Raw genomic sequence first — 26010 nt, 5'->3', positions numbered from 1 at the left:
TCACCCCGTACCCGTGCCGAGACTCTCGGCGTACGACTGCGCCCTCGCAGCCGCCTTCTCGGCGGTCTGGGTGCCCTTGGCCACGGCCTCCATCTCCTTGCCCAGCCGGGTCGCGACCTGCTGCCAGGTGCTCACCTGCGGGAACGCCCGGGTGTTCTTCATCTGCGTGAGGAAGGCGTCCAGCAGCGGCTGGTCCGCGATGGCCGGGTCGTCCCAGGCGGAGATGACGGCCGGAAGCGAGCTGTACGCCTTGTACTGCGCGACCTGTGTGCTCGGCTTCGCGATGTGCCGGATGAGCTTCCAGGAGGCGTCCGCGTTGCCGCTGCCCGCGAGCACGCCCCAACTGCCTCCGGCGGAGAAGGAGGTGCTGCCCGACGATCCGGCCGGCAGTGGTGCGGTGGCGACGTTGGACGCTGCCCAGCCGTCCTTCTTCGCGGCGGTGTCGAGCTGACCGACGACCCAAGGGCCGGTGATCATCGTGGCGGTCTTGCCTGCGACGAAGTACGGCTGTGCGTCGAGGAATGTGGGACCGCTGGTGTCGGCGGCGCCCGAGGTGAAGAACGACGCGTTGAACTTGAGAGCGTCGACCATCGCCGGAGTGTCGAGGGTCCACTTGCCGCCGGCGGAGAGCAGCGAGCCGCCTGCCTGCCAGGCGTACATGGCGACGTCCTGGCCGTTGAAGATGTCCCAGCCGATGTCGGCCCCGAGGCCGCGCGCGGCGCCCGCCTCCTGGAGCGCCTTGAGGAACGGCACCATCTCGTCCCAGGTGGTGGGCGCCTTGACACTCGCCTTCTTGGCAAGGTCGGCGCGGTAGACGAGCGCGTAGGTGTAGGCGTACCAGGGCACCGTGTAGGCGACGCCCTTGACGACGCCGGCGTCCCAGAGGCTCTCGAAGAAGCTGTTCGGGTCGACGAGGCCGTCCGGAACGGGCTGAAGGATCGACGGATCGAGGAACTGCACCTGCGACTCGGGGAAGAACTGGGCCACATCGGGTCCCTTGCCCGCCGCGATCGCCGACTGGAGCTTGGTGTAGTACTCGGCGTTCGGGATCAACGTGAACGTTAGGTCGAGGTCGGGATTCGCGGCCTTGAACGGTTTGATGACCTTGTCGAGCACGTCGGCATCCCCCTGGGCGGCCCACACCTTGACGGTGCCCGTGGCCGGGGAGCTGTCGACGGGCTTGGCGGAGGCTGTCGCAGCGGTGTCGTCGCCGCGCCCACAGCCCGCCAGGGCGAGGGTACCGAGGACAGCCATGCCGCCGGTCAGCCGTAGGGCGCCGCGTCTGGAGATGTTGGACACTCGTGGCTCCTGCCTGATGAAGGTGCGGGGCGGTGAGGGGATTTCCGGTGGAAGTAGCTTTTTTGATCCGCCGGACCCGATGAGCCGATGGACTTGACGGCCCCGATGGGGAATCTGTGCCGTCGACAGTGACGGTAGGAATGGTGTGTTTCGGCGGCGTGCCCGGAAACGTCCCCGATAATTTCGGAACTTGTAGCTAAATTGCTTCGTCACACTGAGTCGCGACTACTGCCTGCCGCATTGGTAAATTCTGGGGCGGTATGCCCGCTTCATGCGATTGACGACGGCACCTCTGTCACGTTGGGTAACACCCTGGCGGCGGCATCGACAGCGTCGGGACGCTCACCTGTGGTCGCCGTGGTAGCCGTCGGCCCGGTGCCCGCCGAGCCGGCAGCGGTCCCCTGGGGGTGTCGTCGCGACCGTGTCAGCAACCCGCGCGGCGGCCCATGGAACGCCGGAGCGAAGCGCGGGTTTCAGTGAGGAAACACCCACTGCTCAACGCACCCACTGATCCGACCCGGCGGGGCCGGTTGATGGAGGTTGCCACGGCAAGCAGGGAGGCTTACCGTGGCGTTCGCCTGCGCGGGAGTGCGTGCGGGACGCCATGTGTGGCGGGGGGCTGCGGGGATCCGGATCGGCGCGAGCGCCGGTGGAATCTCGCGGAGGGGAGCTTGCATGTTCGCGTCGTTGCGTAGGCCGGGGCCCGGCACTGTGACGGCCCGCCGGCTGTGCGGGGCGCTGGCCGTCACCGTCCTGCTGGCCGCCGCGGGTCCGGCGCAGGCAGTGGTGCCGGAGTCGTCGCGGGTATCGCAGTCCTCTGCATGTGCCACCCACTCAGGGAAGCAACTCGCCGGGAAGCACCTGACGCAGCAGGACATCGACTCCGACCACACGTTCCGCTGCGCCGATCTGCGCGGTGCCGACCTGGCCGGCCTCTCGCTCACCCAGGACGACTTCACCGGCGCGGACCTGTCCGGCGCGGATCTGCACCAGGCAGACCTCACCCAGGCGGAGTGGGTCGGCGCGACGCTGGCCAAGGCGGACCTGAGCCATGCCGACCTCACCCAGGCGAACGTCTCGCAGGCGGATCTGACGGGCGCGAACCTCACCGGCGCCGACCTGACCCAGGCGGATCTCACCGGGGCCCGACTGGACGGGGCCGCCCTGTCCGGGGCGCAGTTCACGCAGGCCGAGCTCGACGATGCGACCTTCGAGGGTGTCACCGGAGTCACCCGCTGGGACCTTTATCTGCTCATCGGGGCTGCGGGCCTGTTCGTCGTGCTCGCCCTGCGGCTGCTGGTGGTCGTCGGCCGGGCACCGGCACCGGCGGCTGTCCGGGCCCGCCGACTCGTCTTCGGCCTGGCGGGCAGGCTGTTGGTCGTACTCGCCCTGCACATGTTCATCGGATTCATGATCGGCCAAGTCGTGGCCTCCGGGGTCGGCGATCCCGTTCAGCAGACCTGTCAGGGCCCGCAGTGCGCGGTCGGGGTCGGCCTGGGCATGGCGGGGCCATATCTGGCGGTGGGCGCGGGCGCCGTCGGGGTCGCCATGCTGACCTGGGGACAGATGAGGACGGCAGCGTCGGCGAGGCAGATGCTTCTGCGGTGAGCGGAGCGCGGCCCCCTCGTCCGGGGGCCGTAGTTACCCGTCGGCGGGAATGAACCTGCGTGAGATGCGTGAGATGCGCGCCGATGCGCGGAGCGGCCCGGGCCTTCGTGGAACTCGACGTGGCAGACATGGGGTCACCTCATGGTCCTGCGTGTCCTCGACGGAGGTGTGTGAGTAGCCTGTCCTCACGACCGTCCACTTGTCGTGCCCCTGCCGAAGCAAGCGGTGCGCGGCCCGCCCGCAGCCGACTGCCCTGACGGCACGTCGAACGGCCCGGAAGTGCGCGGCGGCGTGACCGCCCGTATGCCCCGAAGACCCTCGTCAGGCCGAAACCCGTCCGGCGATACTCCCTACTCATGAGGCGTGATGATCCGCAGCGGAAAATCCCGGCCGCCGCAGGGCCCCGGCGTCACCGCGCCGCGCGCTCGACTCGGCGCCCGGAGCTGTCATCGCGTCAATGATCCCGGCACGGCTGAAATGCCCCTCGGTGATCTCAACAAGGACGCCGTCGCTGTCGCCCGGTCCATCACTCGGCGGACCACGCGGTCCCGGCTCAGGGACCTGCCCGACGTCCGCGTCCACCCCCATGCACTGGTTCGGAAATCGTTGTGGAGAAACACCTTATGAACCTCGCCAAGCGTCTCGTTCTCACCACCGCAGCACTCGCCGCAGTAACCGCCGGCACGCTCTCGAGCGCGACGGCCGACCAGGCCGCGGCGTCGCAGCCCACCCGCGTCGGCGCCGACGTTCCGGCCGCGCTGAAGGTACCCGACGGCAACCGGCTCACCGGCGTCTTCGCCGCCGAAGGCGTCCAGGTCTACACCTGCACCGACGGCGCCTGGAAGCTGCTGGAGCCCGCCGCCACCCTCTGGGCCAAGAAGGACCACTCCCGCCGCCCCGTCGCCCTGCACTCCCGCGGCCCCGTCTGGGTGTCCACGGTGGACGGCAGCGCCGTCAACGCCACCGCCGTCGCCAACTCCCCCAAGACCGGCACCATCCCCGAGCTGCTCCTGAAGTCCACCGCCACCCGCGGCAGCGGGGTCTTCGCCGACGTCTCCTACATCCAGCGCCTCGACACCCGCGGCGGCGTCGCCCCCACCACCGCCTGCACCGGCACCGACCAGGTCAGCGTCGGCTACTCCGCCACCTACGCCTTCTACAAGCCCGCCAAGTGATGCGGTAAGGAACAACGGCAGAGGCCGCTCCGGACGATCCGGAGCGGCCTCGGTAGCCGTCGACCGCGTTGAACTTCCGCCCGGAGTTCCCGGAGCGGAAGTACGCGCCCCAATGGACCGCTCCCTCCGGCGCGTCAGCGTCCACGCGTCCCGGCCGCCGGGCGAAGTACCTCGAGCAGCCGGTGAACACCGAACGCGAGGTCATGCTCCAGAAACTCGGGACCTCGCCTGCCCCGGTAGCCGCGCCAGTGGCCGCCCCAGTCGCCGCCGTTGTCGCTATCCGGGGACAGTACCGATGTCGACGCCGGTCAGATCACAGCTCGCGTCCCACAACCGCGCCGCGACGGAGGTGTCGCCGAGGTGGTTCCACACCGGTTCACGTCGGGGCTCGCCGCGCAGGCCGAAGACGCGCGGTCCCCACAGTTGGCCTCCGCGCACGGCCGGGTCGAGCACCGCGCGGACCGCGGGCCATGCGCCGGCGTGCTTGCCCTGGACGAGGAGGGCCGCAGGTGCCGCGCCCAGCCGTGCGCCGGCGGTTCGCACATGGACCGGCGGCCGTGACGGGGTGAGGGAGTCAAGCGCGCCGCCGGGGTGGACCACCACGCTCGTCACCGTGCTGCCGGCAGCGCGCAGGCGGCGGTCGAGTTCGACGCCGCAGTACATCTGTGCCAACTTCGAGCGTCCGTAGGCGCGCTTGGGCCGGTAGTCCTTCCGGGACTGCAGGTCGCCCAGGTCGAGCCGCTCCGACTTCGCCGCGAAGCTGCCCATGGTCACGATGCGGGCCGCCGGCGCAGCCGACAGCAGCGGCATCAGCCAATGGGTCAACGCGAAGTGCCCGAGGTGGTTCGTGCCGAACATGAGCTCGTGACCGTCCTCGGTCTCCCTGCGCGACGGGTCGTCAAGCGCGACGCCGGCGTTGTGTACCACCGCATCGAGGCAGCCGACCTCCAGTGACTCCACCGCTGTTATGAGCGAGGAGAGGTCGGCCAGGTCCAGCCGCGCGGACCGCACCCGCGCGCCGGCGACGTGCGCGCGGATCGAGGCCGCGGCGACCTCGGCCTTCGCAGGATTCCTGCTGCCGAGTACGACGGTCGCCCCGGTTGCCGACAACTGCTCCGCGACGAAGTACCCGATGCCGGCGTTGCCGCCGGTGACCAGGAAGACGCGGCCATCGGCACGCGGCGGCCGTTGGACATCCCAGGGCACGATGGAGGACGTGGACGACATGACGACGGGGCTCCCTTGCGGTTGACGGCGGCTGCGGCTGCTCCGCTGTGCGACTCGACGCCCACCGTTCCAGCGGCCACCGACAAATCGCCTATGGATCACCGACAGCCCCGCCAGACGCCGTCATGGCGCGGCGGACGCTCTCGCGGAGCAGTGCGCGACGCTGCTCGTGCAGTTCGGGGGGCTCCTCCGCGGTCGCCGCGTAGACATTGCTGACCGGTGACCACGCCATGGACATCGCGATAACCATGGCCATGACGTCGAACGGGTCTCCCTGGCGTACCAGGCCGGCGGCTTGGGCCTCGGCGATGGCGCGCAGTTTCGGGTCGTCGAGACGGTCGGAATCCTCGACCAGGTGGCCGGCCGGGCGTCGCTCCAGGCGTGCCCAGGTGGCCAGTCGGATGAGGTCGGGGCGGCGGAGGTACTCGTCGTAGAGGCGTACCGCCCAGTCCGCGAGGTCGGTGGCGTCGATCGGGACGACGTTCACGATCCGCTCCAGCGAGCCGAGGAAGATGGCGTCGAAGAGCCCTTCCTTGTTGCCGAAGTAGGCGTAGAGCTGCGCCTTGTTGGTGCGAGCGGCGGCCACGATCCGCTCGACACGCGCTCCGGCGATCCCATGCTCGGCGAACTCCTGGGTCGCCACATCGAGGATGCGTTGGTACGTCGCGGCTCCGCGCGCGGTCAGGGGCTGGTCAGCCATGTCCCCACGTTACCGAACAGAACAGTTGGTTTGCCTGGCGGCGATCACTGTCCTGTGGCGCTCGGCGAGGCTCAGGGCCGCAGGCCGCTGACGATCTCCGCGGTGCCGACGAGCCCGTTGTGGATCGTCGGTGCCACGCTGGAGCTCGCCAGCAGGAAGCCGAGCAGGACGCAGACCAGGGCGTGCGGGAACTTCAGGCCGCCGCTGCGCATGAAGACCAGGGCAAGGATCAACAGCAGCAGCACCACAGAGATGGAAATAGCCATCATCGCCTCCTCCGCCACGTCCATTTCGCGGCATTCGGCCGCAAGTGTGGCGTAGCGGAGGAGGCGTTCGGGCGACCGGCGTGTCCGCCGAACGGGTGTTACTGCCGGTGGCGGGCGTCCAGGAACGCTTCGAGGCCCGCGAGGTCGTCGGTGTTGAGGTGGTCCACGCCGGCGGCGAGGAGTTCGCCCCAGACCGCGTCACGGGCCGCTCCGGCGAGGTCGGGCGTGGCCCAGAACCGGACCCTCTGCCAGCGGTCGTGGGCCCGCCTGACGATGTCGTGCAGCTTGGCCCGCTCCGCCGCGGGGAACGCGCCGACACCCTGCCAGGTGAAGTTCAGCGTCCAGTTGTCGCTGATGAGCGGGATGAAGGAGGCGGGCGCCGCACTTCCCAGGTCGGCGAGTCGGCCGTCGTAGAAGGCACGGCGGACGGTCTGTGCCTCCATGGGGACACGGGCCGCGCGGTCGCCGGATATGACGGCGGTGACCGCGCCGGGGTACATGCGTCCGTGCTCGTACGTGGTGAACAGGTTGCGGTACCGCAGCAGTTGACGGTCGAGTTCGAGATAGGTCGACGCGCCCTCGGTCTTGATGTCGATGAGGAGCTGTAACGGCCTGCGCTGCCCCCGGTAGACCCAGCCGTGGTTGGCCTTCACCCGGGCGGCGAGCGGCTTGAGGTAGAGGGACTCGAGGGTGCGCCGCGGATCGAGGTCCACCGGGTCGTGGGCGACGAGGAGTTGGCCGCCGACCAGGAAGATGTCGGCCTCGACGCTGCCGAAGCGGTGGTCGAGGGCGTCGAAGAGAGGGCGGGGGTGCTCGTAGTCGTTGTGCGCGTGGGCGCGCCACAGCGGACGCGGTCGGTGCCGCCTCGACTCGCCCGCCGTCGCGTACGACGGCACCGCGATGGAGCCCGCTAGGGCGGCGCCGAGGGTGGTGAGGGCTCTGCGTCGGGTGGTGAGGGCCATGCCGTGCCTCCCTGGAATGCCGTACGGATCCCAGCGAGTATGCGGCGGAAACGACCGCAAGGAGCAGAGCTGTGCGGGGAGTTGGCCGGACCGCCGTCGTGCGTTCACCTGGGTCCGGCCTACTGCGTCCGACGTAGGGCGTCCGGCGTCCGGCGTGGGAAGTCCGGCATCCGACGTCGGAAGACCGGCGTCCAACGTGCGAAGATCCGGCGTGTGAAGACCGGCGTTCCGCCGCAGCGTCCGGCATCCGGGCACGGCCCGATTACCGAGCATCGGTGGGGCATCGGGGGCATCAGGACATGGGCCCGCCTGCCCGGCCGACCTCGGTGACGGCCTGCCCAGCCCCCCGGCCGGGGCAGGCCTCACCGGGTCGACGGCCTATCGTCGGCGAAGTTTGACGACAGGGCTAGGACGGCGCGGGCAGATCGACGAGGCCGGCCAGTGCCTCGCGGTGGCCGCCCGCCGTGCCGTAGGCGATCGCGTCCGCCTTGGCCCGCTTCAGATAGAGGTGCGCGGGGTGTTCCCAGGTCATGCCGATGCCACCGTGCAACTGGACTGCCTCCTCGGCCGCGTGGACCGCGACGGGTGCGGCGTACGCCTGGGCGACCGCGACCGCCAGGTCGGTGTCCCCGCTGCCGGTGGCGAGGGCGCCGGCCGCGTTCCGTGCCGCCGCCCGCAGGTTGACCGACTCCAGCCACAGCTGGGCGAGCCGGTGCTTGAGGGCCTGGAAACCGCCGACGGGCCGGTTGAACTGTTTGCGGTCCTTCAGATGGCGGACCGTCTCCGTCAAGCACCAGTCGGTGAGGCCCAGTTGCTCGGAGGCGAGCAGCCCGGCCCCGGCGCGCAGGGCGCGCTGCACGGCGGGTTCGGCGTCCCCCAGCAGTCGTCCCGGCGCCCCGTCGAGGGAGACCTTCGCCAGCGGGCGGGTCAGGTCGAGGGACACCTGCGGCGTGACGGTCACGGCGGAGGCGTCGACCGCGTACAGGCCGCCGTCGTCCGCGGGCACGAGCAGCACGTCGGCGCAGGCCGCGTCCGCGACCGCGGTCAACTCGCCGTGCAGGGCTCCGTTTTCCTGCCGTACGAGCCGGTAGGCCCCGCCCGTTGCCACGTTCAGCGCGACGGCGAGGGCTCCGATCGCCCGGCCGCCCGCCAGTTCGGTGATCAGGTCCTCGGTTCCGCAGGCCAGCAGCGCCTCGGTGGCGACGACGGCACTCGTGAGGTAGGGCACGGGCGCGACCGATCGCCCCAGTTCCTCGAGGACGACGGCGGCTTCGCGGTGCGAGGCGCCCTGGCCGCCCAGTTCCTCGGGCACCAGCAGGCCTGCGAGCCCCATGCCGTCGGAGAGGACCTTCCACAGCGACATGTCGTGCGGCGTGTCCGTCTCGGTGCGGGCGATCACGCCGGCCGCGTCGCAGTGATCGGCGAGCAGACCACGGACGGCCGCGCGCAGGGCCTCTTCCTCCTCGGTGTAGAGCAGGTCGGGCTGTGTGCTCGTGCTGCTCATCGGGCCAGGTCCTTCCACGCGACGTCCTTGTCGGTGCGCGGCTCGGCCGGCAGGCCCAGGACGCGCTCGGCGACGATGTTGAGCAGGACCTCACTTGTCCCGCCCTCGATGCTGTTGCCCTTGGAGCGGAGATAGCGGTAGCCGGCGTCGCGGCCGGTGAAGTCGACCAGTTCCGGGCGGCGCATGGTCCAGTCGTCGTACGACAGACCCTCTTCGCCGCGGAGTTCGACCTCCAGGCCACTGATCTCCTGGTTGAGCCGGGCGAACGCCAGCTTCATGCCGGAGCCCTCGGGGCCGGGCTGCCCCGCGACGAGTTGCTGGCGCAGCCGCTCGCCGGTGAGCCGGGCGACCTCGGCCTCGACCCACAGCTTCAGCAGCCGCTGGTGGAGGTCGTGGGTGCGCAGTTCGGGGCGTTCGCGCCAGGTCTTCGCGACCGGGCCGATCATGCCGCCCTCGCGCGGGATCCGCATGCCGCCGATGGAGACGCGCTCGTTCATCAGGGTGGTCTGGGCGACCCGCCAGCCGTCGCCGATCTCGCCGAGCCGGTGTGCGTCGGGGATGCGCACGTCGGTGAGGAAGACCTCGTTGAACTCGGCCTCGCCGGTGATCTGGCGCAGGGGCCGGACCTCGACGCCCGGGTCGGTCATGTCGCAGACGAAGTAGGTGATGCCGCGGTGCTTGGGCACCTCCGGGTCGGTGCGGGCGATGAGGATGGCCCAGCGGGCGAGATGGGCGCTCGAGGTCCACACCTTCTGTCCGTTGACGACCCAGTCGTCGCCGTCCCGTACGGCACGCGTGCCGAGCGCGGCGAGGTCGGATCCGGCGCCCGGCTCACTGAAGAGTTGGCACCAGACCTCCTCGCCGGTCCACAGCGGCCTGAGGAAGCGCTTCTTCTGCTCCTCGGTGCCGAAGCCGAGGATCGTCGGGGCGGCCATGCCGAGGCCGATGCCGATCCGCCGCGGGTCGTTGTCGGGCGCGTCGGCGGCCTCCAACTCGGCGTCCACGACGGCCTGGAGGGAACGGGGAGCGCCCAGCCCGCCGAGACCCTCGGGGTAGTGCACCCAGGCGAGTCCGGCGTCGAAGCGGGCCTTGAGGAAGTCGAGCCGCCCGGTGTCGGCCGGAGGATGCGCGGCGAGCAACTCCTGGGTACGGCGGCGCAGTTCGGCCGCGTCGGGCGTGACGGTCATGCCGCTTCTCCTTCGGTGTCGCCGGGGACGACGGCGACCCGTCCGGTGGTGAGCCCGTCGGCGACCCGCTGCACGGCGTCGGCCGCGCCGCCCAGCGGTACCCGCTCACTGACCAGCGGCTTGATCGCACCCCGCGCGGCCAGTTCGGTGAGCTGTTCGTGGCAGTGCTGGACGAGCTTGGGGTTCTTGGTGTTGTACAGGCCCCAGTGCAGGCCCAGGATCGAGTAGTTCTTCACCAGGGCGTGGTTGAGGGCCGGGCTCGGGATGGAGCCGCTGGCGAAGCCGACGACCACGATCCGTCCCTCGAACGCGACGACCTTCGCGGACTGCGCGTACGCGGCACCGCCGACGGGGTCGTAGACGACATCCGCGCCCCGGCCGCCGGTGGCCTGCTTCACGGTGGCGATGACGTCCTCGGTGCGCCGGTCGATGACGAGGTCGCAGCCCAGCTCGGATGCGACGGCGGCCTTGTCGGCGCCGCCCACGACCCCGATGACCGTGGCGCCCGCCGCCTTGCCCAGCTGCACAGCGGCGCTGCCGACCCCGCCTGCGGCGGCGTGCACGAGCAGCGTCTCGCCGGCCTCCAGCCGGGCCCTGCGGTGGAGCGCGAACCACCCGGTTTGGTAGCCGATGTGCAGGGCGGCGGCCTCGGCGTCGTCCAGGGCGTCCGGGGCCGGCAGTACGGCGGCCGCGTCCGCGACCGTGTACTCGGCGAAGCCGCCGTGGGGCAGTACGGGGTTGGCGATCACCCGTCGGCCGTCCTCGGTCTCGCCGCAGATCTCCACGCCGGGCGTGAACGGCAGCGGTGGCGTGATCTGGTACTGGCCGCGGCACAGCAGTGCGTCCGGGAAGTTGATGTTGGCCGCCCGCACCTTGAGCAACACCTGGCCGTCGCCGGGTTCCGGGCGCGCCACGTCCTCGAGGGTCATCACCTCGCTCGGCTCGCCGTTCCGGTGCACTTGCCATGCCTGCATGCGGGGCCTCCACAGGACTGCTCCGTCGGACCGGGGTCCTCCGCATACTAAGCGGTCGCTTGCCCATCTGGGAACAGTCGTGGGTGTCTCGAAACAGAACACCGCTCACCATCGCGGAACACGGCCCAGGTTCACAGAAGACGGCTCACGATCGGAGAACAGCGCTCAGGACCACCGAACAGCGCTCACGACCGGGACGGCCGTGCCCGCACATGCATGCGCTCCCCCTGCGGCCCGAACAGGCTGAGGAACTCCACCGGCCCCTCCCCCGTCGATCCGAACCAGTGCGGCACCCGGGTGTCGAACTCCGCGGCCTCCCCGGCCGACAGCACCACGTCGTGCTGGCCGAGCACCACCCGCAGCCGCCCGGCCAGCACGTACAGCCACTCGTAGCCCTCGTGCGTGCGCGGTTCCGGTTCGAGACTGCCCTGCGGCACCAGCACCTTGAAGGCCTGCAGTCCGCCCGGCTGCCGGGTCAGCGGCCAATAGGTGCGCCCGTGCCGCACGATCGGCCGGGCGCGCACGCGCGGATCACCCACCGGCGGCGCGCCGACCAGTTCGTCCAGCGCCACGTGGTGCGCGCGGGCGATCGGCAGCAGCAGTTCCAGGCTGGGCTTGCGCAGCCCCGACTCCAGCCGGGAGAGCGTGCTCACGGAGATCCCGGTGGCCTGCGACAACCCCGCCAGCGTGGCACCGCGCTCCTTGCGGATACGCCGGAGCCGCGGACCGACCTCCGCGAGGACCTCATCGGTCTGCTGCACCGTGTCACTCATGGCACCTATTGCAGAATCAGCAAAGTAGTTTGTCAATCCCGCGGTGGTCGGGCGACCTTCTTCGTGGAGGTGGTCACCATGACCCAGCAGTACGAAGTCGTCGTCGTCGGAGGCGGCGCGGCGGGGCTCGCCGCGGCACTGGTCCTCGGCCGGTCCCGGCGCCGGGTGCTCGTCGTCGACGCCGGCGAACCGCGCAACGCGCCCGCCGCGCACATGCACGGCTATCTGTCCCGGGACGGCATGCCGCCCGCCGATTTCCTCGCCGAAGGGCGGCGGGAGATCCAGGGGTACGGGGTCGAGCTGGTCCGGGAGCGGGTGCTGGACGCCGCACGGGACGGTGCCGACGGCTTCACGGTCACCCTCTCCGGCGGACGGTCCGTGGGCGCCCGGCGGCTGGTGATCGCCACCGGCCTCGTCGACGAACTGCCGGACGTGCCCGGGATCGCCGAGCGGTGGGGCGGGCCGGATGTCGTGCACTGCCCGTACTGCCACGGCTGGGAGGTCCGCGACCGGGCCTTCGGTGTGCTGGCCACCGGGCCGATGAGCGTGCACCAGGCACTGCTGGTGAGCCAGTGGTCGAAGGACGTGGTGTTCTTCCGGCACACGCTCGAGGCGGAGGACGAGCTCGGCCGGCTCGCCGCGGCGGGCATCGAGGTGGTGGACGGCGAGGTCGGCGGGCTCGTGGTGGAGGAGGACCGGCTCACCGGGGTGCGGCTCGCCGACGGCCGTGTCCACCCGCGTGAGGTGCTGTTCGTCGGTCCGGGGATACGGCCCCGGACCGAGTTGCTCGGACGGCTCGGCGCCGAACTGCGCGAGACACCTTTCGGCAAGTTCCCGGTGGTCGACGAGACCGGGCGGACCACGGTTCCCGGGGTCTGGGCGGCGGGAAACGCGGCGACCATGCAGGCACAGGTGATCAACGCGGCGAGCGCCGGGCACCTGGCGGGGATCGCGATCAACACGGAGCTGGTGTTCGGCGATCTCGAGTCCCCGGCACGGAAGCCCTGACGACGGCGGCCACGGGGCGGAAACCGCGAGGACGGCGACCAACGGGCTCAAGCCGTGCGACGGCAGCCAGCGGGCTGCAAGCCCTGACGACAGCGGCCAGCGGGCGCCGCAGGCCGTGACGACAGCAGCCAACGGGCGCAAGCCGTGACAACAGCAGCCCTGGGGCGCAAGCCCTGACGACAGCAGCCAACGGGCGCCGCAAACACTGGCGACACCAGCCATGGGGCGGAACCGGCGCCACCGTTGCACCATGGCCCCATGTTGTTCTCCCGGCTCGTACAGGTGTCGCAGGAGGTCGCCGCCACGTCGGCGCGGTCCCGGAAGATCGCTCTGCTCGGCGACCTGTTCCGGGCCGCGGACGCGGCGGACGTACCCGTCGTGATCCCGTATCTGGCGGGCAGACTCCCGCAGGGCCGGCTGGGCATCGGGTGGAAGCTGCTCGACCAGGGCGTCCCGCCCGCCTCGGACCCCGGCCTGAGTGTCCTGGACGTGGACGCCCGGCTGACCGCGATCGGCTCGGTCACCGGTACCGGCTCGCAGGCCGAACGCAGGCGGCTGGTCGGGGAGTTGCTGGCCTCGGCCACCGCGGACGAACAGCGTTTCCTGTTCGGGCTGCTCACCGGCGAGGTGCGCCAGGGGGCGCTGGACGCCGTCGCCGTCGAGGGACTGGCGGAGGCGACCGGGGCACCCCCGGCGGATGTGCGCCGGGCGGTGATGCTCGCCGGTTCGCTGCAGACGGTGGCGCAGGCGCTGCTGGCGGAGGGACCCGGGGCGCTGGAGCGGTTCCGGCTCACCGTGGGCCGCCCCGTCCAGCCGATGCTCGCGCAGAGCGCCTCGTCGGTGGCCGAGGCGCTCGGGAAGCTCGGCGCCTGCGCGGTGGAGGAGAAGCTGGACGGCATCCGCGTCCAGGTCCACCGCGACGGCGGTACCGTACGGATCCACACCCGCACCCTCGACGACATCACCGACCGGCTGCCCGAAATCACCTCCGCCGCACTGGAGTTGAAGGGCGAGCGGTTCGTACTGGACGGGGAGGTGATCGCGCTGGACGAGGCGGGGAGGCCGCGCTCGTTCCAGGAGACCGCCGGCCGGGTGGGCTCACGGGTGGACGTGGCGACGGCCGCTGCGGCGGTGCCAGTCTCCCCCGTGTTCTTCGACGCGCTCTCCGTGGACGGCCAGGACCTGCTGGACCTTCCGTTCGCCGAGCGGCACGCGGAGCTGGCGCGGCTGGTGCCCGAGCCGATGCGGGTGCGCCGCGCGCTGGCCGAAGGGCCCGAGGATCTGGCCGAGGCGGAGGAGTTCCTCGCCAAGACCCTCGGACGCGGCCACGAGGGCGTGGTGATCAAGGCTCTCGACGCCCCCTACAGCGCGGGCCGTCGCGGCGCCTCCTGGCTCAAGGTCAAACCGGTGCACACGCTCGACCTGGTGGTCCTGGCCGCCGAGTGGGGCCACGGCAGGCGCACCGGCAAGCTCTCCAACCTGCACCTCGGCGCCCGCAACGCGGACGGCTCCTTCGCCATGCTCGGCAAGACGTTCAAGGGCATGACCGACGCGATGCTCGCCTGGCAGACCGAGCGGCTGCGGGAGCTGGCGGTGGAGGAGAAGGGGTACGTGGTGACCGTACGCCCGGAGCTCGTCGTGGAGATCGCCTACGACGGGTTGCAGCGGTCCACGCGCTATCCCGCCGGGGTCACGCTGCGCTTCGCGCGGGTGGTGCGCTACCGCGAGGACAAACGCCCGGAGGAGGCCGACACCGTCGAGACACTGCTGGCCGCGCACCCGGAGGTGCGGCCGTGACGGGCGCCCGGCCGGCCCGCCCCGGGAGGCGCAGCGCGGGTCTGCTGCTGTTCCGCCACGCCGACGGCGGCCTGGCGGTGCTCCTCGGTCATATGGGCGGACCGTTCTTCGCGCGGCGCGACGCCGGTGCCTGGACCGTGCCGAAGGGCGAGTACCAGCCGGACGAGCCGGCCTGGGAGGCCGCACGCCGCGAGTTCCAGGAGGAGCTGGGCCTGCCTCCGCCGGACGGCGAGGCCGTCGCCCTCGGGGAGGTCCGGCAGACCGGCGGGAAGATCGTCAAGGCCTGGGCGGTGGAGGCGGACCTGGACCCGGAGACGATGGTGCCCGGCACCTTCACGATGGAGTGGCCGCCGAGGTCGGGTCGGTTCCAGGAGTTCCCGGAGCTGGACCGGGTGGCGTGGCTGGACCTGGAGCGGGCGCGGGCGGTGATCGTGAAGGCGCAGTCCGCGTTTCTTGACCGGCTGGCGGAGCACTCGGGCTGAGTACCGCGTTGCGGGGTGCCCCGCGGCGCGGGAGGGTCGGAACACAGCCTGCCTCAGGAGGCCAGCCATGCCCATCGCGACCGTCAATCCGGCGAACGGCGAGACGCTCAAGACGTACGACGCCATGGGCGCCGAGGAGCTCGAGCGCAGGCTCGCGACCGCCGAGACCACCTTCCGTACGTACCGGACGACCACGTTCGGCGAGCGCGCCCGGCTGCTGCACCGGGCCGCGGAGCTGCTGGACGAGGACCAGCAGGACATCGCCCGGATCATGACCACGGAGATGGGCAAACCCGTCAAGCAGGCCCGTGCCGAGGCCGCGAAGTCGGCGAAGGCGATGCGCTGGTACGCCGACCACGCCGAGGAACTCCTCGCCGACGAGCAGCCCGCCGACACCGACGTCAAGGACTCCGGCGCGTCCCGCGTCCTGGTCCGCTACCGGCCGCTCGGCCCGGTGCTCGCGGTGATGCCGTGGAACTTCCCGCTCTGGCAGGTGGTCCGGTTCGCCGCGCCCGCGCTGATGGCGGGCAACGTCGGCCTGCTCAAGCACGCCTCGAACGTGCCGCAGACCGCCCTGTACCTGGAGGACCTCTTCCACCGTGCCGGTTTCCCCGAGGGCTGCTTCCAGACGCTGCTCATCGGCTCGCGGGACGTGGAGAAGGTCCTGCGGGACGGCCGGGTGAGGGCCGCGACGCTCACCGGCAGTGAACCGGCCGGGCGCGCGGTCGCCTCGACGGCCGGGGACGAGGTGAAGAAGACCGTGCTGGAGCTCGGTGGCAGCGACCCCTATGTGGTGATGCCGTCGGCCGACATCGAGCGTGCCGCGAAGATCGCGGTGACCGCCCGGACGCAGAACACCGGCCAGTCCTGCATCGCCGCCAAGCGGTTCATCGTGCACGAGGACGTGTACGACGAGTTCACCCGGCGGTTCGTGGAGGGGATGAGCGCACTGAAGGTGGGTGATCCGCTGCACGAGGACACCGAGGTCGGACCGCTCTCCAGCGAGCAGGGCCGCGACGACCTGGAGGCGCTGGTCGACGACGCGGTGGAGCACGGCGCGACCGTGCTGTGCGGCGGCGAGCGCCCGGCGGACGGCCCGGAGCACGGCTACTACTACGCGCCCACGGTGCTCACCGACGTCACCCCCGACATGCGGATCCACCACGAGGAGGCGTTCGGTCCGGTGGCCACGCTGTACCGGGTGGCGGATCTCGACGAGGCGGTGGCGCTCGCCAACGACACACCCTTCGGGCTGAGTTCCAATGTCTGGACCCGCGACGAGGCGGAGATCGACCGCTTCGCCGGGGACCTGGAGGCCGGCTGCGTCTGCGTCAACGGCATGACCGCCTCCCACCCGGCGTTCCCGTTCGGCGGCGTGAAACGGTCGGGATACGGGCGGGAGCTGGCGGGGCACGGGATCAGGGAGTTCTGCAACATCACGACCGTGTGGCTCGGGGCCTGACCCTCCCGCGAGCGCCACGTCCGCTCGCTGACGCTCCGCGAGGGCTACGATCCCGACTGTGAACCGCGAAGTGACACTCCCTCTGATCGTCGACGACCGCGGCACGTTGCAGGTGGCCGCCGCCGACGTGAGCAAGCTGCTGCGTACGGTCGGCACCCGGTGGGTGCGGCTGGTCGAGGCCGGCGAGGACGGCCTCGACGAGGACACGGTGGCCGCCCTGACCATCGAACTGGCGAAGCTGGCCGACCGTATCGACGTGGCGTGCATCGCCCACAGCAGCGGGGGCGCCACGTAGGGGGCCGGGTCCGAGCAGGGGTGCGGGGCGTGTCGCCGGGTGTCATGGGGGAACCACCCGGCGAGCGGGCCTGCGCACGGCCCTGCCGGTAGCGTCAGCGGATCGGCAGTCCCGCCAGTGTGCGGGCGATGACCAGGCGCTGGATCTCGCTGGTGCCTTCGAAGATCGTGTAGATGGCTGCGTCGCGGTGCATGCGCTCGACCGGGTACTCGCGGGTGTAGCCGTTGCCACCGAGGATCTGGATCGCCTGGGCGGTGACCTTCTTGGCGGTCTCGCTGGCGAAGAGCTTGGACATGGAGCCCTCGGCCGCGGTGAACGGCTTGCCGTTGGTCGCCATCCAGGATGCGCGCCACACCAGCAGCCGGGCCGCGTCGACGGAGGTGCGCATGTCGGCGAGCTGGAAGGCGACGCCCTGGTTGTCGATGATGGGGCGGCCGAACTGCTCGCGGGTCTTCGCGTACTCGAGGGCTTCCTCGTACGCGGCGCGGGCGGTGCCCACGGCCATGGCGCCGACCGCGGGACGGGACGCCTCGAAGGTGGCCATCGCGGCGTTCTTCAAGCGCTCGCCACCCTTCCTGGCCTTCTCCCGGGCGCGGGCGAGCCGCTCGTCCAGCTTCTCCTTGCCGCCGAGCAGGCAGGAACCGGGGACGCGGACGTTGTCCAGTACGACCTCGGCGGTGTGCGAGGCGCGGATGCCGTGCTTCTTGAACTTCTGGCCCTGGGACAGACCCGGGGTGTTCGGCGGGACGATGAAGGAGGCGTGGCCCTTGGAGCCCAGCTCGGGGTCGACGACCGCGACGACGACGTGGACGTTGGCGATGCCGCCGTTGGTGGCCCAGGTCTTGGTGCCGTTGATCACCCACTCGTCCTTGGCCTCGTCGTAGACGGCGCGGGTGCGCATGGAGGCGACGTCGGAGCCGGCGTCGGGCTCGGAGGAGCAGAAGGCCGCGACCTTGACGTCGTCGACGTCGCCGTACATCTGGGGTATCCAGGTGCCGATCTGTTCGTCGGTGCCGTTGGCGAGGACGCCGACGGCGGCGAGGCCGGTGCCGACGATCGACAGGGCGATGCCGGCGTCGCCCCAGAACAGCTCCTCCATCGCCATCGGAATGCCGAGGCCGGTGGGGTCGAAGTACTGCTGGGCGTAGAAGTCCAGGGAGTAGATGCCGACCTTCGCGGCCTCCTGGATGACCGGCCACGGGGTCTCTTCACGCTCGTCCCATTCGGCGGCCGCGGGACGGATCACATCGGCGGCGAAGCCGTGCAGCCAGTCCCTGACCTCCTTTTGTTCGTCGTTGAGATCCATGGTGAACTCGGCCATATTCCCTCCAGCGTCACGCCCAGCATATGTTACTAGCGGTAACATGGAGTGTGTTACCGGCCGGTAGTAAATGTCAACTCCCGACCCGCACCCCCAGGCCGTTCGATACTCCTCGGACAGTGGGTGTTACGTTGCGCAGGCGTCACAAATCAGCACGGGTGGGGAGAACTCATGGACACCACGCAGCGGACCGAGCAACAGCGGTCCGCCGACCGCCGCCGGCGCGAGCTGCTGGAGGCCGCCGACCGGGTGGTGCTCCGGGACGGCCCCGGCGCCTCCATGAACGCCATCGCGGCCGAGGCGGGCATCACCAAGCCGATCCTCTACCGGCACTTCGGCGACAAGGGCGGACTCTACGCGGCCCTCGCCAAGCGCCACACCGACGCCCTGCTCGCCTCGCTGCGCGCGGCCCTGGACGCCCCGGCGGACCGCAGGGAGCGCGTGGAGGCCACTCTCGACACCTATCTCGCGGCTATCGAGGCTCGTCCCCAGGTGTACCGCTTCCTGATGCATCCGGCGGAGGGCGGCCAGAACGACCAGGGTTTCGACGTCGGCGTCCACTCCGCTCCCCTGCTGCGCCGGCTCGGCGAGGAGTTGGCCCAGGTCATCGAGGAGCGCGTCGACCTCGGCCCGGACAGCGAGCGCGTGGCGCGCGTGTGGGGCCACGGGATCGTCGGCATGATGCACGCGGCCGGCGACTGGTGGCTCGGCGAACGCCCCTGCTCCCGAGCGGAGTTGGTCCGCATCCTGGCGGATCTCCTGTGGGGCCGGCTCGCCGCCGTGGCGGACAAGCTGGGCGGGCCCGGCTTTTGACGGTCCCGGCCCCCTCCCCGTACGGCAGTCGGGCGACTTCGGACCGTCCGGGGCCGTGCGCGGCCACGCGGCGGAGCCGCGTGCGGACGGCGCAGCCGAGGAACCGCAGCACCACCGAACTCTCAACGACCCCGGCGAGCCGTGCTCTCAGCGGCCCAGGAAGCCTTCGCCGCAGCCCTGAGCAGACGCCGCCTGCGCCACCCCTTCACCCGGTCCGCGTACACCCCACCGTCGAGGTGATCACACTCGTGCTGAAGGCACCGCGCGAAGAACCCGGTGCCTTCCACCCGCACCGGTGAGCCGTCGGAAGAAAACCCCTCGACCACGGCCCGGTCGAACCGCTCCGTCCCCGCCTCCAGCCCCGGCAGGGAAAGACACCCCTCAGGCCCGCGCAGCGAGATGCCGTCCGCCTCCACGAGGCGCGGATTGACCACGTGCCCGAGATGACGGACGTCCTCGTCGTCCGGGCAGTCGTACACGAACACCCGCAGCGGTTCGCCGATCTGGTTGGCCGCCAGGCCCACTCCCCGCGCCGCGTACATCGTCGCGAACAGGTCCTCGACCAGCCCGGCGAGTGCGGGCCCGAACTCCTTGACGTCTTCACACGATGTGTGCAAAACGGGGTCCCCGAACAGCTTCAGCGGCCGAACGCGCCCCATGGCGCCCGGAATCGAGCGGTTTCGCATGGCGGCAAGGGTACGGTCCTCCCAGTCGAGAGGGGCCCGGCCCCCTCTCGTCAGCAGCGCCCGTGGTGGTGCCGCGGTTCGGTGCGTTAATGGATCTCGATAGGCTGAGGCCCACACGTTGCCGGAAGCAGGGCGAGGCACCGTACGCAAGGAGGATCGAGAACTGATGGCAGGCAACTCGGAGCCGCTGTCTCCGCGGGCCAAGCTGGCCGTGACGGCGGGCAAGGCGGCCGCGGCGGTCTCGCGCGCCGCGGGCCGTGGCAGCGGATCGGTGATCGGTGGCCGGGTGGCGCTCAAACTCGACCCCGACCTGCTGGCGGCGCTCGCCCAGCATCTGGACGTGGTCCTGGTCTCGGCCACCAACGGCAAGACCACCACCACCCGGCTGATCGCGGAGGCGCTGCGGGCCGCGGGCCCGGTGGTCTCCAACGCGCTCGGCGCCAACATGCCGGCCGGCATCACCTCCGCGCTGGCCGGCGGCTCGGACGCCAAGTTCGGGGTCATCGAGGTCGACGAGAAGTACCTCGCCGGTGTCGCCCGCGACACCGACCCCAAGTGCATCGCCCTGCTCAACCTCTCCCGCGACCAGCTCGACCGTGCCGCCGAGACCCGGATGATGGCCGAGCACTGGCGCGAGGGGCTGGCGGGTTCCAAGGCGGTCGTGGTCGCCAACGCGGACGACCCGCTGGTGGTGTGGGCCGCGTCGTCCTCCCCCAATGTGATCTGGGTCGCAGCCGGTCAGATGTGGAAGGACGACGCCTGGTCCTGCCCGTCCTGCGGCGGTGTGATGCAGCGGCCCGGCGACGACTGGTACTGCGGCGAGTGCGGCTTCCGCCGCCCGACCCCCAGCTGGGCCCTCTCCGGTGACCACGTGCTGGACCCGCACGGCTCGGCCTGGCCGATCCACCTCCAGCTGCCGGGACGCGCCAACAAGGCCAACGCCGCGTCCTCGGCCGCCGTCGCCGCCGTCTTCGGTGTGCCACCGCAGGTCGCCCTGGAACGGATGTACCAGGTGCAGGCGGTGGCAGGCCGCTACGACGTGGTGCAGTTCATGAACCGCGATCTGCGGCTGCTGCTCGCCAAGAACCCCGCCGGCTGGCTGGAGACGTTCTCGCTGATCGACCCGCCGCCGACCCCGGTGATCCTGTCCGTGAACGCGCGCGGCGCCGACGGCACCGACACCTCCTGGCTGTGGGACGTCGACTACACCCGGCTGGGCGGCCACCCGATCTTCGTGCTCGGCGACCGCAAACTGGACCTCGCGGTGCGCCTGGAGGTCGCGGGCCAGAGCTTCCAGGTCTGCGAGAACCTCGACCAGGCGGTGCAGATGGCGCCGCCCGGCCGGATCGAGGTCATCGCGAACTACACCGCGTTCCAGGACCTGCGCCGCCGCGTCGGCAACTGACCTGTAACCCGGGTCCCCGACCCCAGTCCGCCACGGCGGGCGGTTGACCAAGGACGAAGGACATTGAGCATGGCCGACAACAGCCTGCGTCTCGTGTGGATCTACCCGGATCTGCTGAGCACCTACGGCGACCAGGGCAACGCCCTCGTCGTGGAGCGCCGGGCCCGGCAGCGCGGTCTCGACGTGGCGCGCCTCGACGTGCGCAGCGACCAGCCCATCCCCACCTCCGGTGACATCTACCTCATCGGCGGCGGCGAGGACCGGCCGCAGCGGCTCGCCGCCGAGCGGCTGCGCCGCGACGGGCACCTGTACCAGGCGGTGCAGAACGGCGCCATCGTGTTCTCGGTGTGCGCCGGCTACCAGATCCTCGGTCACGAGTTCATCAACGACCTCGGCCAGCGCGAGCCCGGTCTCGGTCTGCTGGACGTGACGACGACGCGCGGCGAGGGCGAGCGCTGTGTCGGTGACGTCCTCGCGGACATCGACGCGCGCCTTGGACTGCCCCAGTTGACCGGCTTCGAGAACCACCAGGGCATCACCCACCTCGGCCCGACCGCCCGCCCGTTCGCCCAGGTCCGTCTGGGCAAGGGCAACGGAACCGGCGACGGCACGGAGGGCGCGTACAACGACACGGTCTTCGGCACCTACATGCACGGTCCCGTACTCGCCCGCAACCCGCAGATCGCGGACCTGCTGCTGAAGCTGGCCCTCGACGTCAACGCGCTGCCGCCCATCGACGACCGCTGGTACGAGGCCCTGCGCAACGAGCGGATCTCGGCGGCGCAGCAGCCCGCGTAGCGGGTTCCTCGCGGGCGCCCCGCGCGGCAGCCCGCGCAAGAGGTTCTCGTGGGCAGCACAGTAGCCCGCGCCAGCGATCCTCGCGGGCAGCGCGTGAGCACGCGTAAGGGGTCCTCGCGGGCGCCGCGCGGCACGAATGTGAAGCCCGCCCGAAGGGCCGGTGAACGCTCGCGTCCAGCAGGCGGACGCGGGTCGGCCCCGGCCCCCGCCGCCGGTAGTGTGTCGGCGATCCCGCCGGACAACGCGGTCCGGTCCCCGGCCCACACTGCGAAGGTATCTCGGGCTATGCGCATTGGTGTCCTCACCTCCGGCGGCGACTGTCCAGGGCTGAACGCCGTCATCCGGTCCGTCGTGCACCGCGCCGTCGTCGACCACGGCGACGAGGTCATCGGCTTCCGAGACGGCTGGAAGGGCCTCCTGGAGTGCGACTACCTCAAGCTCGACCTCGACGCGGTGAGCGGCATCCTGGCTCGCGGCGGCACGATCCTCGGCTCCTCCCGGGTCCGGCCCGAGCACCTTCGGGACGGTGTGGCGCGGGCCAGGGGCCACGTCGCGGAACTCGGTCTCGACGCGATCATCCCGATCGGCGGTGAGGGCACGCTCAAGGCGGCGCGGCTGCTGTCGGACAATGGCCTGCCGATCGTCGGCGTGCCGAAGACGATCGACAACGACATCGCCGTAACGGACGTCACCTTCGGTTTCGACACCGCCGTGGGCGTGGCGACCGAGGCGCTGGACCGGCTGAAGACCACCGCCGAGTCCCACCAGCGCGTGCTGATCGTGGAGGTCATGGGCCGGCACACCGGCTGGATCGCCCTGCACTCCGGCATGGCGGCGGGCGCGCACGCCATCGTGGTGCCGGAACGCCCCTTCGACATCGAGGAGTTGGCCGCTCGGGTCGGCCAACGCTTCTCCGCGGGCAAGCGGTTCGCGATCGTGGTCGCCGCCGAGGGCGCCAAGCCCCGCCCGGGCACCATGCAGTTCGACGAGGGCGGCAAGGACGTCTACGGCCACGAGCGGTTCGCGGGCATCGCGCGGCAGCTGTCGCTGGAACTGGAGGCCAGGCTCGGCAAGGAGGCCCGTCCGGTGATCCTCGGGCACGTCCAGCGCGGCGGCACCCCGACCGCGTACGACCGCGTCCTCGCCACCCGCTTCGGCTGGCACGCCGTGGAGGCCGTGCACCGGGGAGAGTTCGGCCGGATGACCGCGCTGCGCGGCACCGAGATCATCATGGTGCCGCTCGCCGAGGCCGTCGAGACGCTGAAGACGGTCCCTCAGGAGCGGTACGCCGAGGCGGAGTGCGTCCTGTAGCAGGTATCCCAGGGGCTTCGGGCCGCCCCCGGTCGCAGCCGCGGCCGGGGGCGGTTCTACTCTTGGTGCGGACAGACAGCGCTCAACCCCCACGAATCAGGAGCCTGCCGATGGATCACAGCGGGCACGGCACGACCACCGAACTGCCTCCCTTCACCCTGGGCCGAGGTCTCGAATGGTCGGCGGACCCGTTCTTCCTCATCGCCTGCCTGGTGGGGCTGGGGCTCTACGCATGGGGCGTGGCGCGGCTGACGCGGCGCGGGGACAAGTGGCCGGTGGGGCGCACCGTCTCGTTCACCGCGGGTGTGCTGAGCGTGCTGCTGGTCATGTGCACCGGACTCAACGACTACGGCATGGTCATGTTCAGCGTGCACATGGTGCAGCACATGGTGATCAGCATGCTGTCGCCGATCCTGATCCTGCTCGGTGCGCCGATCACGCTGGCGCTGCGCGCCCTGCCGACCGCCGGAGGGAACCGCAAGGGGCCGCGTGAGCTGCTGCTGATGCTGCTGCACAGCCGCTACATGCGGATCATCACGCATCCCGCGTTCACGATCCCGATGTTCATCGCGAGCCTGTACGCGCTGTACTTCACCCCGCTCTTCGACTCCCTGATGGGGTCCAAGACCGGGCACATCGCGATGATGGTGCACTTCCTCGCCGTCGGCATGGTCTTCTTCTGGCCGATCATGGGAATCGACCCGGGGCCGCACCGCCCCGGCCATCTGATGCGCATGCTGCTGCTGTTCGCCGGTATGCCGTTCCACGCGTTCTTCGGCATCGCGCTGATGATGGCGTCGTCGCCGATGGTCGGCACCTACAGCGATCCGCCCGCCTCGCTCGGCATCGACGCTCTCGCCGACCAGAACGCCGCCGGCGGTATCGCCTGGGCGTTCAGTGAGATCCCGTCCGTACTGGTCCTCATCGCGCTGCTGTTCCAGTGGTACCGCTCGGAGCAGCGGCAGGCCAGGCGCACGGACCGGGCGGCCGACCGGGACGGCGACAAGGAACTCGAGGCGTACAACGCCTATCTCGCCTCGCTGAACGCACGCGGCCGCTGAGCTGCTTTCAGCCCGGGAACCCCCTTTACCGCGCTGGATCCCCCGTCGGCGCAGGGTGCCCTCTTCTTTCTCCCATGCCCAGTTCTTTCTCCCTTGACTGAAAGCCTTTCTCATTCAGTAGCATGAGGCTCGACACCCTGCTTCCGCTCTGCAGGGTGACGGGGGAACCGCCGGGGGGAGCGGTAATGACATTGTGCGCATCCATGCAAAGGGCCGGGAAATCAGCGCTGCGTAGGGTCGCTGTTCTGCTGGTTTCCGTATTGATCCTCAGCGGCTGCAGCAGAGCCGACCAAATGATCGTGGTGAAGGCCGTGGCGGCGGGCGTGCCGTCTCTCGCACCTTTCTTCGACGAACGGACGAGCGGTCTCGGCCAGGACGCCAAGATCTCGTCACGGCGGCCCCGCGGCAGCCTCCAGCAGGGCAACACGCCTGGACTGTACGGGGGAACACGTAAACCGCGGGTCTGCGACATCGAACGACTGAAAAAATTCCTCACCGACCCGAAGAACCGGCAAAAGGCGCTGGAATGGGCACGCGTGATCGGAATTTCACCCGATGGGATCACGCGCTACCTCGACAACCTCACTCCTGTTCTGTTGCGTCACGACACTCTCGTCAAGAACCACGACTACGAGAAAGGCAGGGCCGTCGCTTACAACGCCCTGCTGGAGGCGGGAATCGCGGTTCTGGTGGACGACCAGGGACTTCCTGCAGTGAAGTGTTCATGCGGAAATCCGCTGCGTGCTTTCGACGGTGACACCCGGAAGATCTCGGTGACGTTCGAGGACGGCAACACTCCTTGGCGGGGCTATGACGAGCGGTCCGTGGTGGCCGTTCAGCCCGCGACCCGCAGGCTGGAGCGGCTGGCGCTCGTCGACGTGGAGGATCCCGGCCGCGGCCTCGACCGCCCCGTCGGCACCGACGGGCGCGACGACCGCACTTTCGACGCCCAGGCGGAGCTGCGGGTTCCCGGCGTGAGCGGGATGACGTACGCCACCGCGAGCCGACGGCTCATGGACCAGGGTCTGGCGATCGCCTACGCCGGGGACGCACCACCGCCGGACGACGCGGCGGTCACCGGCTCACAGCCTCCGGCCGGGGCCGGACTGCGGTGGGGTGACTACGTGACCCTCTCGGTGGACTCCGGGAGCCGGGGCACCACTCCGTCCGAGGGCGGGGACTCGTCGTCCGGTGGGGACGGCGGCGGAAGCGGTGGGACGGACGAGCCGACGGGCGGCGGCTCGTCGTCCTCCAGCGGTACGCCGGACGAGAGCCCGTCCGGCGGCGGCTCACCGGGCGGAGGCGGCTCGCCGAGCGGAGGCGGCTCGCCGTCCGCCGGGCCCTCCGGCTCGCCCTCGGAGTCGGGGTCGAGCGGTGGCGCATCACCGTCGGCATCGGGCGGCGGCTCCGGTTCGCCCACCGGCGGGAGCTCGTCGTCGGCAGCCGGGGGCTCATCAACGGACGGCGGCTCATCGACCGACGGAGGGACCGCCACGGACGGAGGGGCGGCTGCGGGCGGGGGAACCGCCACGGACGGAGGGACCACCACGGACGGAGGGGTCGCGAGCGGGGGCGGCTCCTCGGCCGGGGGCGGCACCTCCGCCGGCGGCGGGAGCACGCCCCCGGACGGCGGCAGTGGGGGCGGCACTTCGGCAGGCGGCGGTGGCACACCCACCGATGGCGGCGGCACCTCCGCCGGGGGCGGCGGAGCGCCCACGGGCGGCGGCGGAACCTCGGCCGCCGGAGGGGGCACGGGCACGCCCACCGGCAGCGCGGGGTCCGAGCCCTCGGGTGCCGTCCCCACGGCGGTCGGTGACCCGCCCGTCGTCAGCGCGCGGCCCAGCAGCAGCGCCACCGTCACCAGCGGTGCGCCCAGCACGAGCACGGCCTGAGATC

24 protein-coding genes and 1 pseudogene are annotated in these 26010 nt (G+C 70.9%); 14 read left to right on the top strand and 11 right to left on the bottom strand.

The annotated features are described in order from the left end of the window. Complete coding sequence (locus EF387_RS15405) at positions 1–1299, bottom strand: extracellular solute-binding protein (protein WP_128377121.1); 1299 nt, start codon at positions 1297–1299, stop codon at positions 1–3. 675 nt (positions 1300–1974) lie between these two features. Here EF387_RS15405 and EF387_RS15400 point away from each other — a divergent pair. From EF387_RS15400 to EF387_RS15390, 3 genes and pseudogenes are all read left to right on the top strand, one after another. Next, complete coding sequence (locus EF387_RS15400; RefSeq protein WP_128377120.1) at positions 1975–2907, top strand: pentapeptide repeat-containing protein; 933 nt, start codon at positions 1975–1977, stop codon at positions 2905–2907. Between the two features lie 399 nt (positions 2908–3306). Continuing rightward, positions 3307–3438: pseudogene (locus tag EF387_RS48350) on the top strand (FtsK/SpoIIIE domain-containing protein); the annotation flags it as partial. Between the two features lie 92 nt (positions 3439–3530). Beyond that, complete coding sequence (locus EF387_RS15390; RefSeq protein ID WP_128377119.1) at positions 3531–4082, top strand: DUF3455 domain-containing protein; 552 nt, start codon at positions 3531–3533, stop codon at positions 4080–4082. 276 nt (positions 4083–4358) lie between these two features. Here EF387_RS15390 and EF387_RS15385 read toward each other — a convergent pair whose 3' ends face one another. The 8 genes from EF387_RS15385 to EF387_RS15350 form a co-directional block, all read right to left on the bottom strand. Continuing rightward, entirely contained in the window at positions 4359–5309 is a 951-nt protein-coding gene (locus EF387_RS15385; protein ID WP_128377118.1) for an SDR family NAD(P)-dependent oxidoreductase, read from the bottom strand. A 91-nt stretch (positions 5310–5400) separates the two neighbouring features. Next, on the bottom strand, positions 5401–6009 hold the full coding sequence (locus tag EF387_RS15380) for a TetR/AcrR family transcriptional regulator (RefSeq protein WP_128377117.1): 609 nt from the start codon (positions 6007–6009) through the stop codon (positions 5401–5403). A gap of 71 nt (positions 6010–6080) precedes the next feature. Further along, positions 6081–6275, bottom strand: coding sequence for a hypothetical protein (locus tag EF387_RS15375; protein ID WP_128377116.1), 195 nt, complete (start codon positions 6273–6275; stop codon positions 6081–6083). 98 nt (positions 6276–6373) lie between these two features. Continuing rightward, positions 6374–7237, bottom strand: a complete 864-nt coding sequence (locus tag EF387_RS15370) for a phosphatidylinositol-specific phospholipase C/glycerophosphodiester phosphodiesterase family protein (protein ID WP_128377115.1) — start codon at positions 7235–7237, stop codon at positions 6374–6376. 406 nt (positions 7238–7643) lie between these two features. Beyond that, positions 7644–8741, bottom strand: a complete 1098-nt coding sequence (locus EF387_RS15365; RefSeq protein WP_128377114.1) for an acyl-CoA dehydrogenase family protein — start codon at positions 8739–8741, stop codon at positions 7644–7646. Beyond that, positions 8738–9928: an acyl-CoA dehydrogenase family protein gene (locus EF387_RS15360; protein ID WP_128377113.1), complete on the bottom strand. Its 1191-nt coding sequence runs from the start codon at positions 9926–9928 to the stop codon at positions 8738–8740. The genes EF387_RS15365 and EF387_RS15360 overlap by 4 nt, the downstream gene beginning before the upstream one ends. Next, positions 9925–10902: an NADPH:quinone oxidoreductase family protein gene (locus tag EF387_RS15355; protein ID WP_128377112.1), complete on the bottom strand. Its 978-nt coding sequence runs from the start codon at positions 10900–10902 to the stop codon at positions 9925–9927. The genes EF387_RS15360 and EF387_RS15355 overlap by 4 nt, the downstream gene beginning before the upstream one ends. 185 nt (positions 10903–11087) lie before the next feature. Then, a complete protein-coding gene (locus EF387_RS15350) occupies positions 11088–11675 on the bottom strand; it encodes a helix-turn-helix domain-containing protein (protein WP_128377111.1) in 588 nt (195 codons plus the stop codon). A 78-nt stretch (positions 11676–11753) separates the two neighbouring features. Here EF387_RS15350 and EF387_RS15345 point away from each other — a divergent pair, with 78 nt between their 5' ends. The 5 genes from EF387_RS15345 (at position 11754) to EF387_RS15325 (ending at position 16719) form a co-directional block, all read left to right on the top strand. Next, positions 11754–12683, top strand: coding sequence for an NAD(P)/FAD-dependent oxidoreductase (locus EF387_RS15345; protein ID WP_128377110.1), 930 nt, complete (start codon positions 11754–11756; stop codon positions 12681–12683). A 258-nt stretch (positions 12684–12941) separates the two neighbouring features. Further along, on the top strand, positions 12942–14480 hold the full coding sequence (locus EF387_RS15340) for an ATP-dependent DNA ligase (protein WP_128377109.1): 1539 nt from the start codon (positions 12942–12944) through the stop codon (positions 14478–14480). Beyond that, on the top strand, positions 14477–14962 hold the full coding sequence (locus EF387_RS15335; protein WP_128377108.1) for an NUDIX hydrolase: 486 nt from the start codon (positions 14477–14479) through the stop codon (positions 14960–14962). The genes EF387_RS15340 and EF387_RS15335 overlap by 4 nt, the downstream gene beginning before the upstream one ends. A gap of 67 nt (positions 14963–15029) precedes the next feature. Next, positions 15030–16424, top strand: coding sequence for an NADP-dependent succinic semialdehyde dehydrogenase (locus EF387_RS15330; RefSeq protein ID WP_128377107.1), 1395 nt, complete (start codon positions 15030–15032; stop codon positions 16422–16424). Between the two features lie 58 nt (positions 16425–16482). Continuing rightward, entirely contained in the window at positions 16483–16719 is a 237-nt protein-coding gene (locus tag EF387_RS15325) for a DUF6213 family protein (RefSeq protein WP_128377106.1), read from the top strand. Between the two features lie 94 nt (positions 16720–16813). On the opposite strand, the gene EF387_RS15320 is transcribed toward EF387_RS15325, so the two are convergent. After that, entirely contained in the window at positions 16814–18040 is a 1227-nt protein-coding gene (locus EF387_RS15320; RefSeq protein ID WP_128377105.1) for an acyl-CoA dehydrogenase family protein, read from the bottom strand. A gap of 171 nt (positions 18041–18211) precedes the next feature. Here EF387_RS15320 and EF387_RS15315 point away from each other — a divergent pair, with 171 nt between their 5' ends. Then, positions 18212–18853 (top strand): TetR/AcrR family transcriptional regulator, encoded by a 642-nt coding sequence (locus tag EF387_RS15315; protein ID WP_128377104.1) that lies wholly within the window; start codon positions 18212–18214, stop codon positions 18851–18853. A gap of 122 nt (positions 18854–18975) precedes the next feature. Here EF387_RS15315 and def read toward each other — a convergent pair whose 3' ends face one another. Then, on the bottom strand, positions 18976–19539 hold the full coding sequence (def, locus tag EF387_RS15310; RefSeq protein ID WP_128377103.1) for a peptide deformylase: 564 nt from the start codon (positions 19537–19539) through the stop codon (positions 18976–18978). A 166-nt stretch (positions 19540–19705) separates the two neighbouring features. Here def and EF387_RS15305 point away from each other — a divergent pair, with 166 nt between their 5' ends. The 5 genes from EF387_RS15305 to EF387_RS15285 all read left to right on the top strand — a co-directional run bounded on the left by EF387_RS15305 (position 19706) and on the right by EF387_RS15285 (position 26006). Next, positions 19706–20944: a MurT ligase domain-containing protein gene (locus EF387_RS15305; protein WP_128377102.1), complete on the top strand. Its 1239-nt coding sequence runs from the start codon at positions 19706–19708 to the stop codon at positions 20942–20944. A 69-nt stretch (positions 20945–21013) separates the two neighbouring features. Continuing rightward, entirely contained in the window at positions 21014–21742 is a 729-nt protein-coding gene (locus EF387_RS15300; RefSeq protein WP_128377101.1) for a type 1 glutamine amidotransferase, read from the top strand. Between the two features lie 285 nt (positions 21743–22027). After that, positions 22028–23053 carry a 6-phosphofructokinase gene (locus EF387_RS15295; RefSeq protein ID WP_128377100.1) on the top strand — a complete coding sequence of 342 codons (1026 nt, stop codon included), beginning with the start codon at positions 22028–22030 and terminating at the stop codon, positions 23051–23053. A 110-nt stretch (positions 23054–23163) separates the two neighbouring features. Next, positions 23164–24114, top strand: a complete 951-nt coding sequence (locus EF387_RS15290; protein ID WP_128377099.1) for a cytochrome c oxidase assembly protein — start codon at positions 23164–23166, stop codon at positions 24112–24114. A gap of 293 nt (positions 24115–24407) precedes the next feature. Further along, a complete protein-coding gene (locus tag EF387_RS15285) occupies positions 24408–26006 on the top strand; it encodes a PASTA domain-containing protein (protein WP_238431531.1) in 1599 nt (532 codons plus the stop codon). Positions 26007–26010 lie beyond the last annotated feature (4 nt).

Origin of the sequence: Streptomyces cavernae, from assembly GCF_004023625.1 — a bacterium.
Lineage (GTDB): Bacteria > Actinomycetota > Actinomycetes > Streptomycetales > Streptomycetaceae > Streptomyces > Streptomyces cavernae.
The sequence above is the reverse complement of the archived record's forward strand: the minus strand, read 5'-3'. Positions and strand labels throughout refer to the sequence as shown.

Excerpts from the sequence above, each read along its gene's own strand:
- EF387_RS15385 (WP_128377118.1), bottom strand. The coding sequence starts at position 5,309 with ATGTCGTCCACGTCCTCCATCGTGCCCTGGGATGTCCAACGGCCGCCG.
- EF387_RS15315 (WP_128377104.1), top strand. The coding sequence starts at position 18,212 with ATGGACACCACGCAGCGGACCGAGCAACAGCGGTCCGCCGACCGCCGC.
- EF387_RS15295 (WP_128377100.1), top strand. The coding sequence starts at position 22,028 with ATGCGCATTGGTGTCCTCACCTCCGGCGGCGACTGTCCAGGGCTGAAC.
- EF387_RS15285 (WP_238431531.1), top strand. The coding sequence starts at position 24,408 with ATGATCGTGGTGAAGGCCGTGGCGGCGGGCGTGCCGTCTCTCGCACCT.
- EF387_RS15380 (WP_128377117.1), bottom strand. The coding sequence starts at position 6,009 with ATGGCTGACCAGCCCCTGACCGCGCGCGGAGCCGCGACGTACCAACGC.
- EF387_RS15400 (WP_128377120.1), top strand. The coding sequence starts at position 1,975 with ATGTTCGCGTCGTTGCGTAGGCCGGGGCCCGGCACTGTGACGGCCCGC.
- EF387_RS15300 (WP_128377101.1), top strand. The coding sequence starts at position 21,014 with ATGGCCGACAACAGCCTGCGTCTCGTGTGGATCTACCCGGATCTGCTG.
- EF387_RS15305 (WP_128377102.1), top strand. The coding sequence starts at position 19,706 with ATGGCAGGCAACTCGGAGCCGCTGTCTCCGCGGGCCAAGCTGGCCGTG.
- EF387_RS15345 (WP_128377110.1), top strand. The coding sequence starts at position 11,754 with ATGACCCAGCAGTACGAAGTCGTCGTCGTCGGAGGCGGCGCGGCGGGG.
- EF387_RS15375 (WP_128377116.1), bottom strand. The coding sequence starts at position 6,275 with ATGGCTATTTCCATCTCTGTGGTGCTGCTGCTGTTGATCCTTGCCCTG.
- EF387_RS15320 (WP_128377105.1), bottom strand. The coding sequence starts at position 18,040 with ATGGCCGAGTTCACCATGGATCTCAACGACGAACAAAAGGAGGTCAGG.
- EF387_RS15340 (WP_128377109.1), top strand. The coding sequence starts at position 12,942 with ATGTTGTTCTCCCGGCTCGTACAGGTGTCGCAGGAGGTCGCCGCCACG.
- EF387_RS15390 (WP_128377119.1), top strand. The coding sequence starts at position 3,531 with ATGAACCTCGCCAAGCGTCTCGTTCTCACCACCGCAGCACTCGCCGCA.
- EF387_RS15330 (WP_128377107.1), top strand. The coding sequence starts at position 15,030 with ATGCCCATCGCGACCGTCAATCCGGCGAACGGCGAGACGCTCAAGACG.
- EF387_RS15350 (WP_128377111.1), bottom strand. The coding sequence starts at position 11,675 with ATGAGTGACACGGTGCAGCAGACCGATGAGGTCCTCGCGGAGGTCGGT.
- EF387_RS15370 (WP_128377115.1), bottom strand. The coding sequence starts at position 7,237 with ATGGCCCTCACCACCCGACGCAGAGCCCTCACCACCCTCGGCGCCGCC.
- EF387_RS15355 (WP_128377112.1), bottom strand. The coding sequence starts at position 10,902 with ATGCAGGCATGGCAAGTGCACCGGAACGGCGAGCCGAGCGAGGTGATG.
- def (WP_128377103.1), bottom strand. The coding sequence starts at position 19,539 with ATGCGAAACCGCTCGATTCCGGGCGCCATGGGGCGCGTTCGGCCGCTG.
- EF387_RS15360 (WP_128377113.1), bottom strand. The coding sequence starts at position 9,928 with ATGACCGTCACGCCCGACGCGGCCGAACTGCGCCGCCGTACCCAGGAG.
- EF387_RS15290 (WP_128377099.1), top strand. The coding sequence starts at position 23,164 with ATGGATCACAGCGGGCACGGCACGACCACCGAACTGCCTCCCTTCACC.
- EF387_RS15365 (WP_128377114.1), bottom strand. The coding sequence starts at position 8,741 with ATGAGCAGCACGAGCACACAGCCCGACCTGCTCTACACCGAGGAGGAA.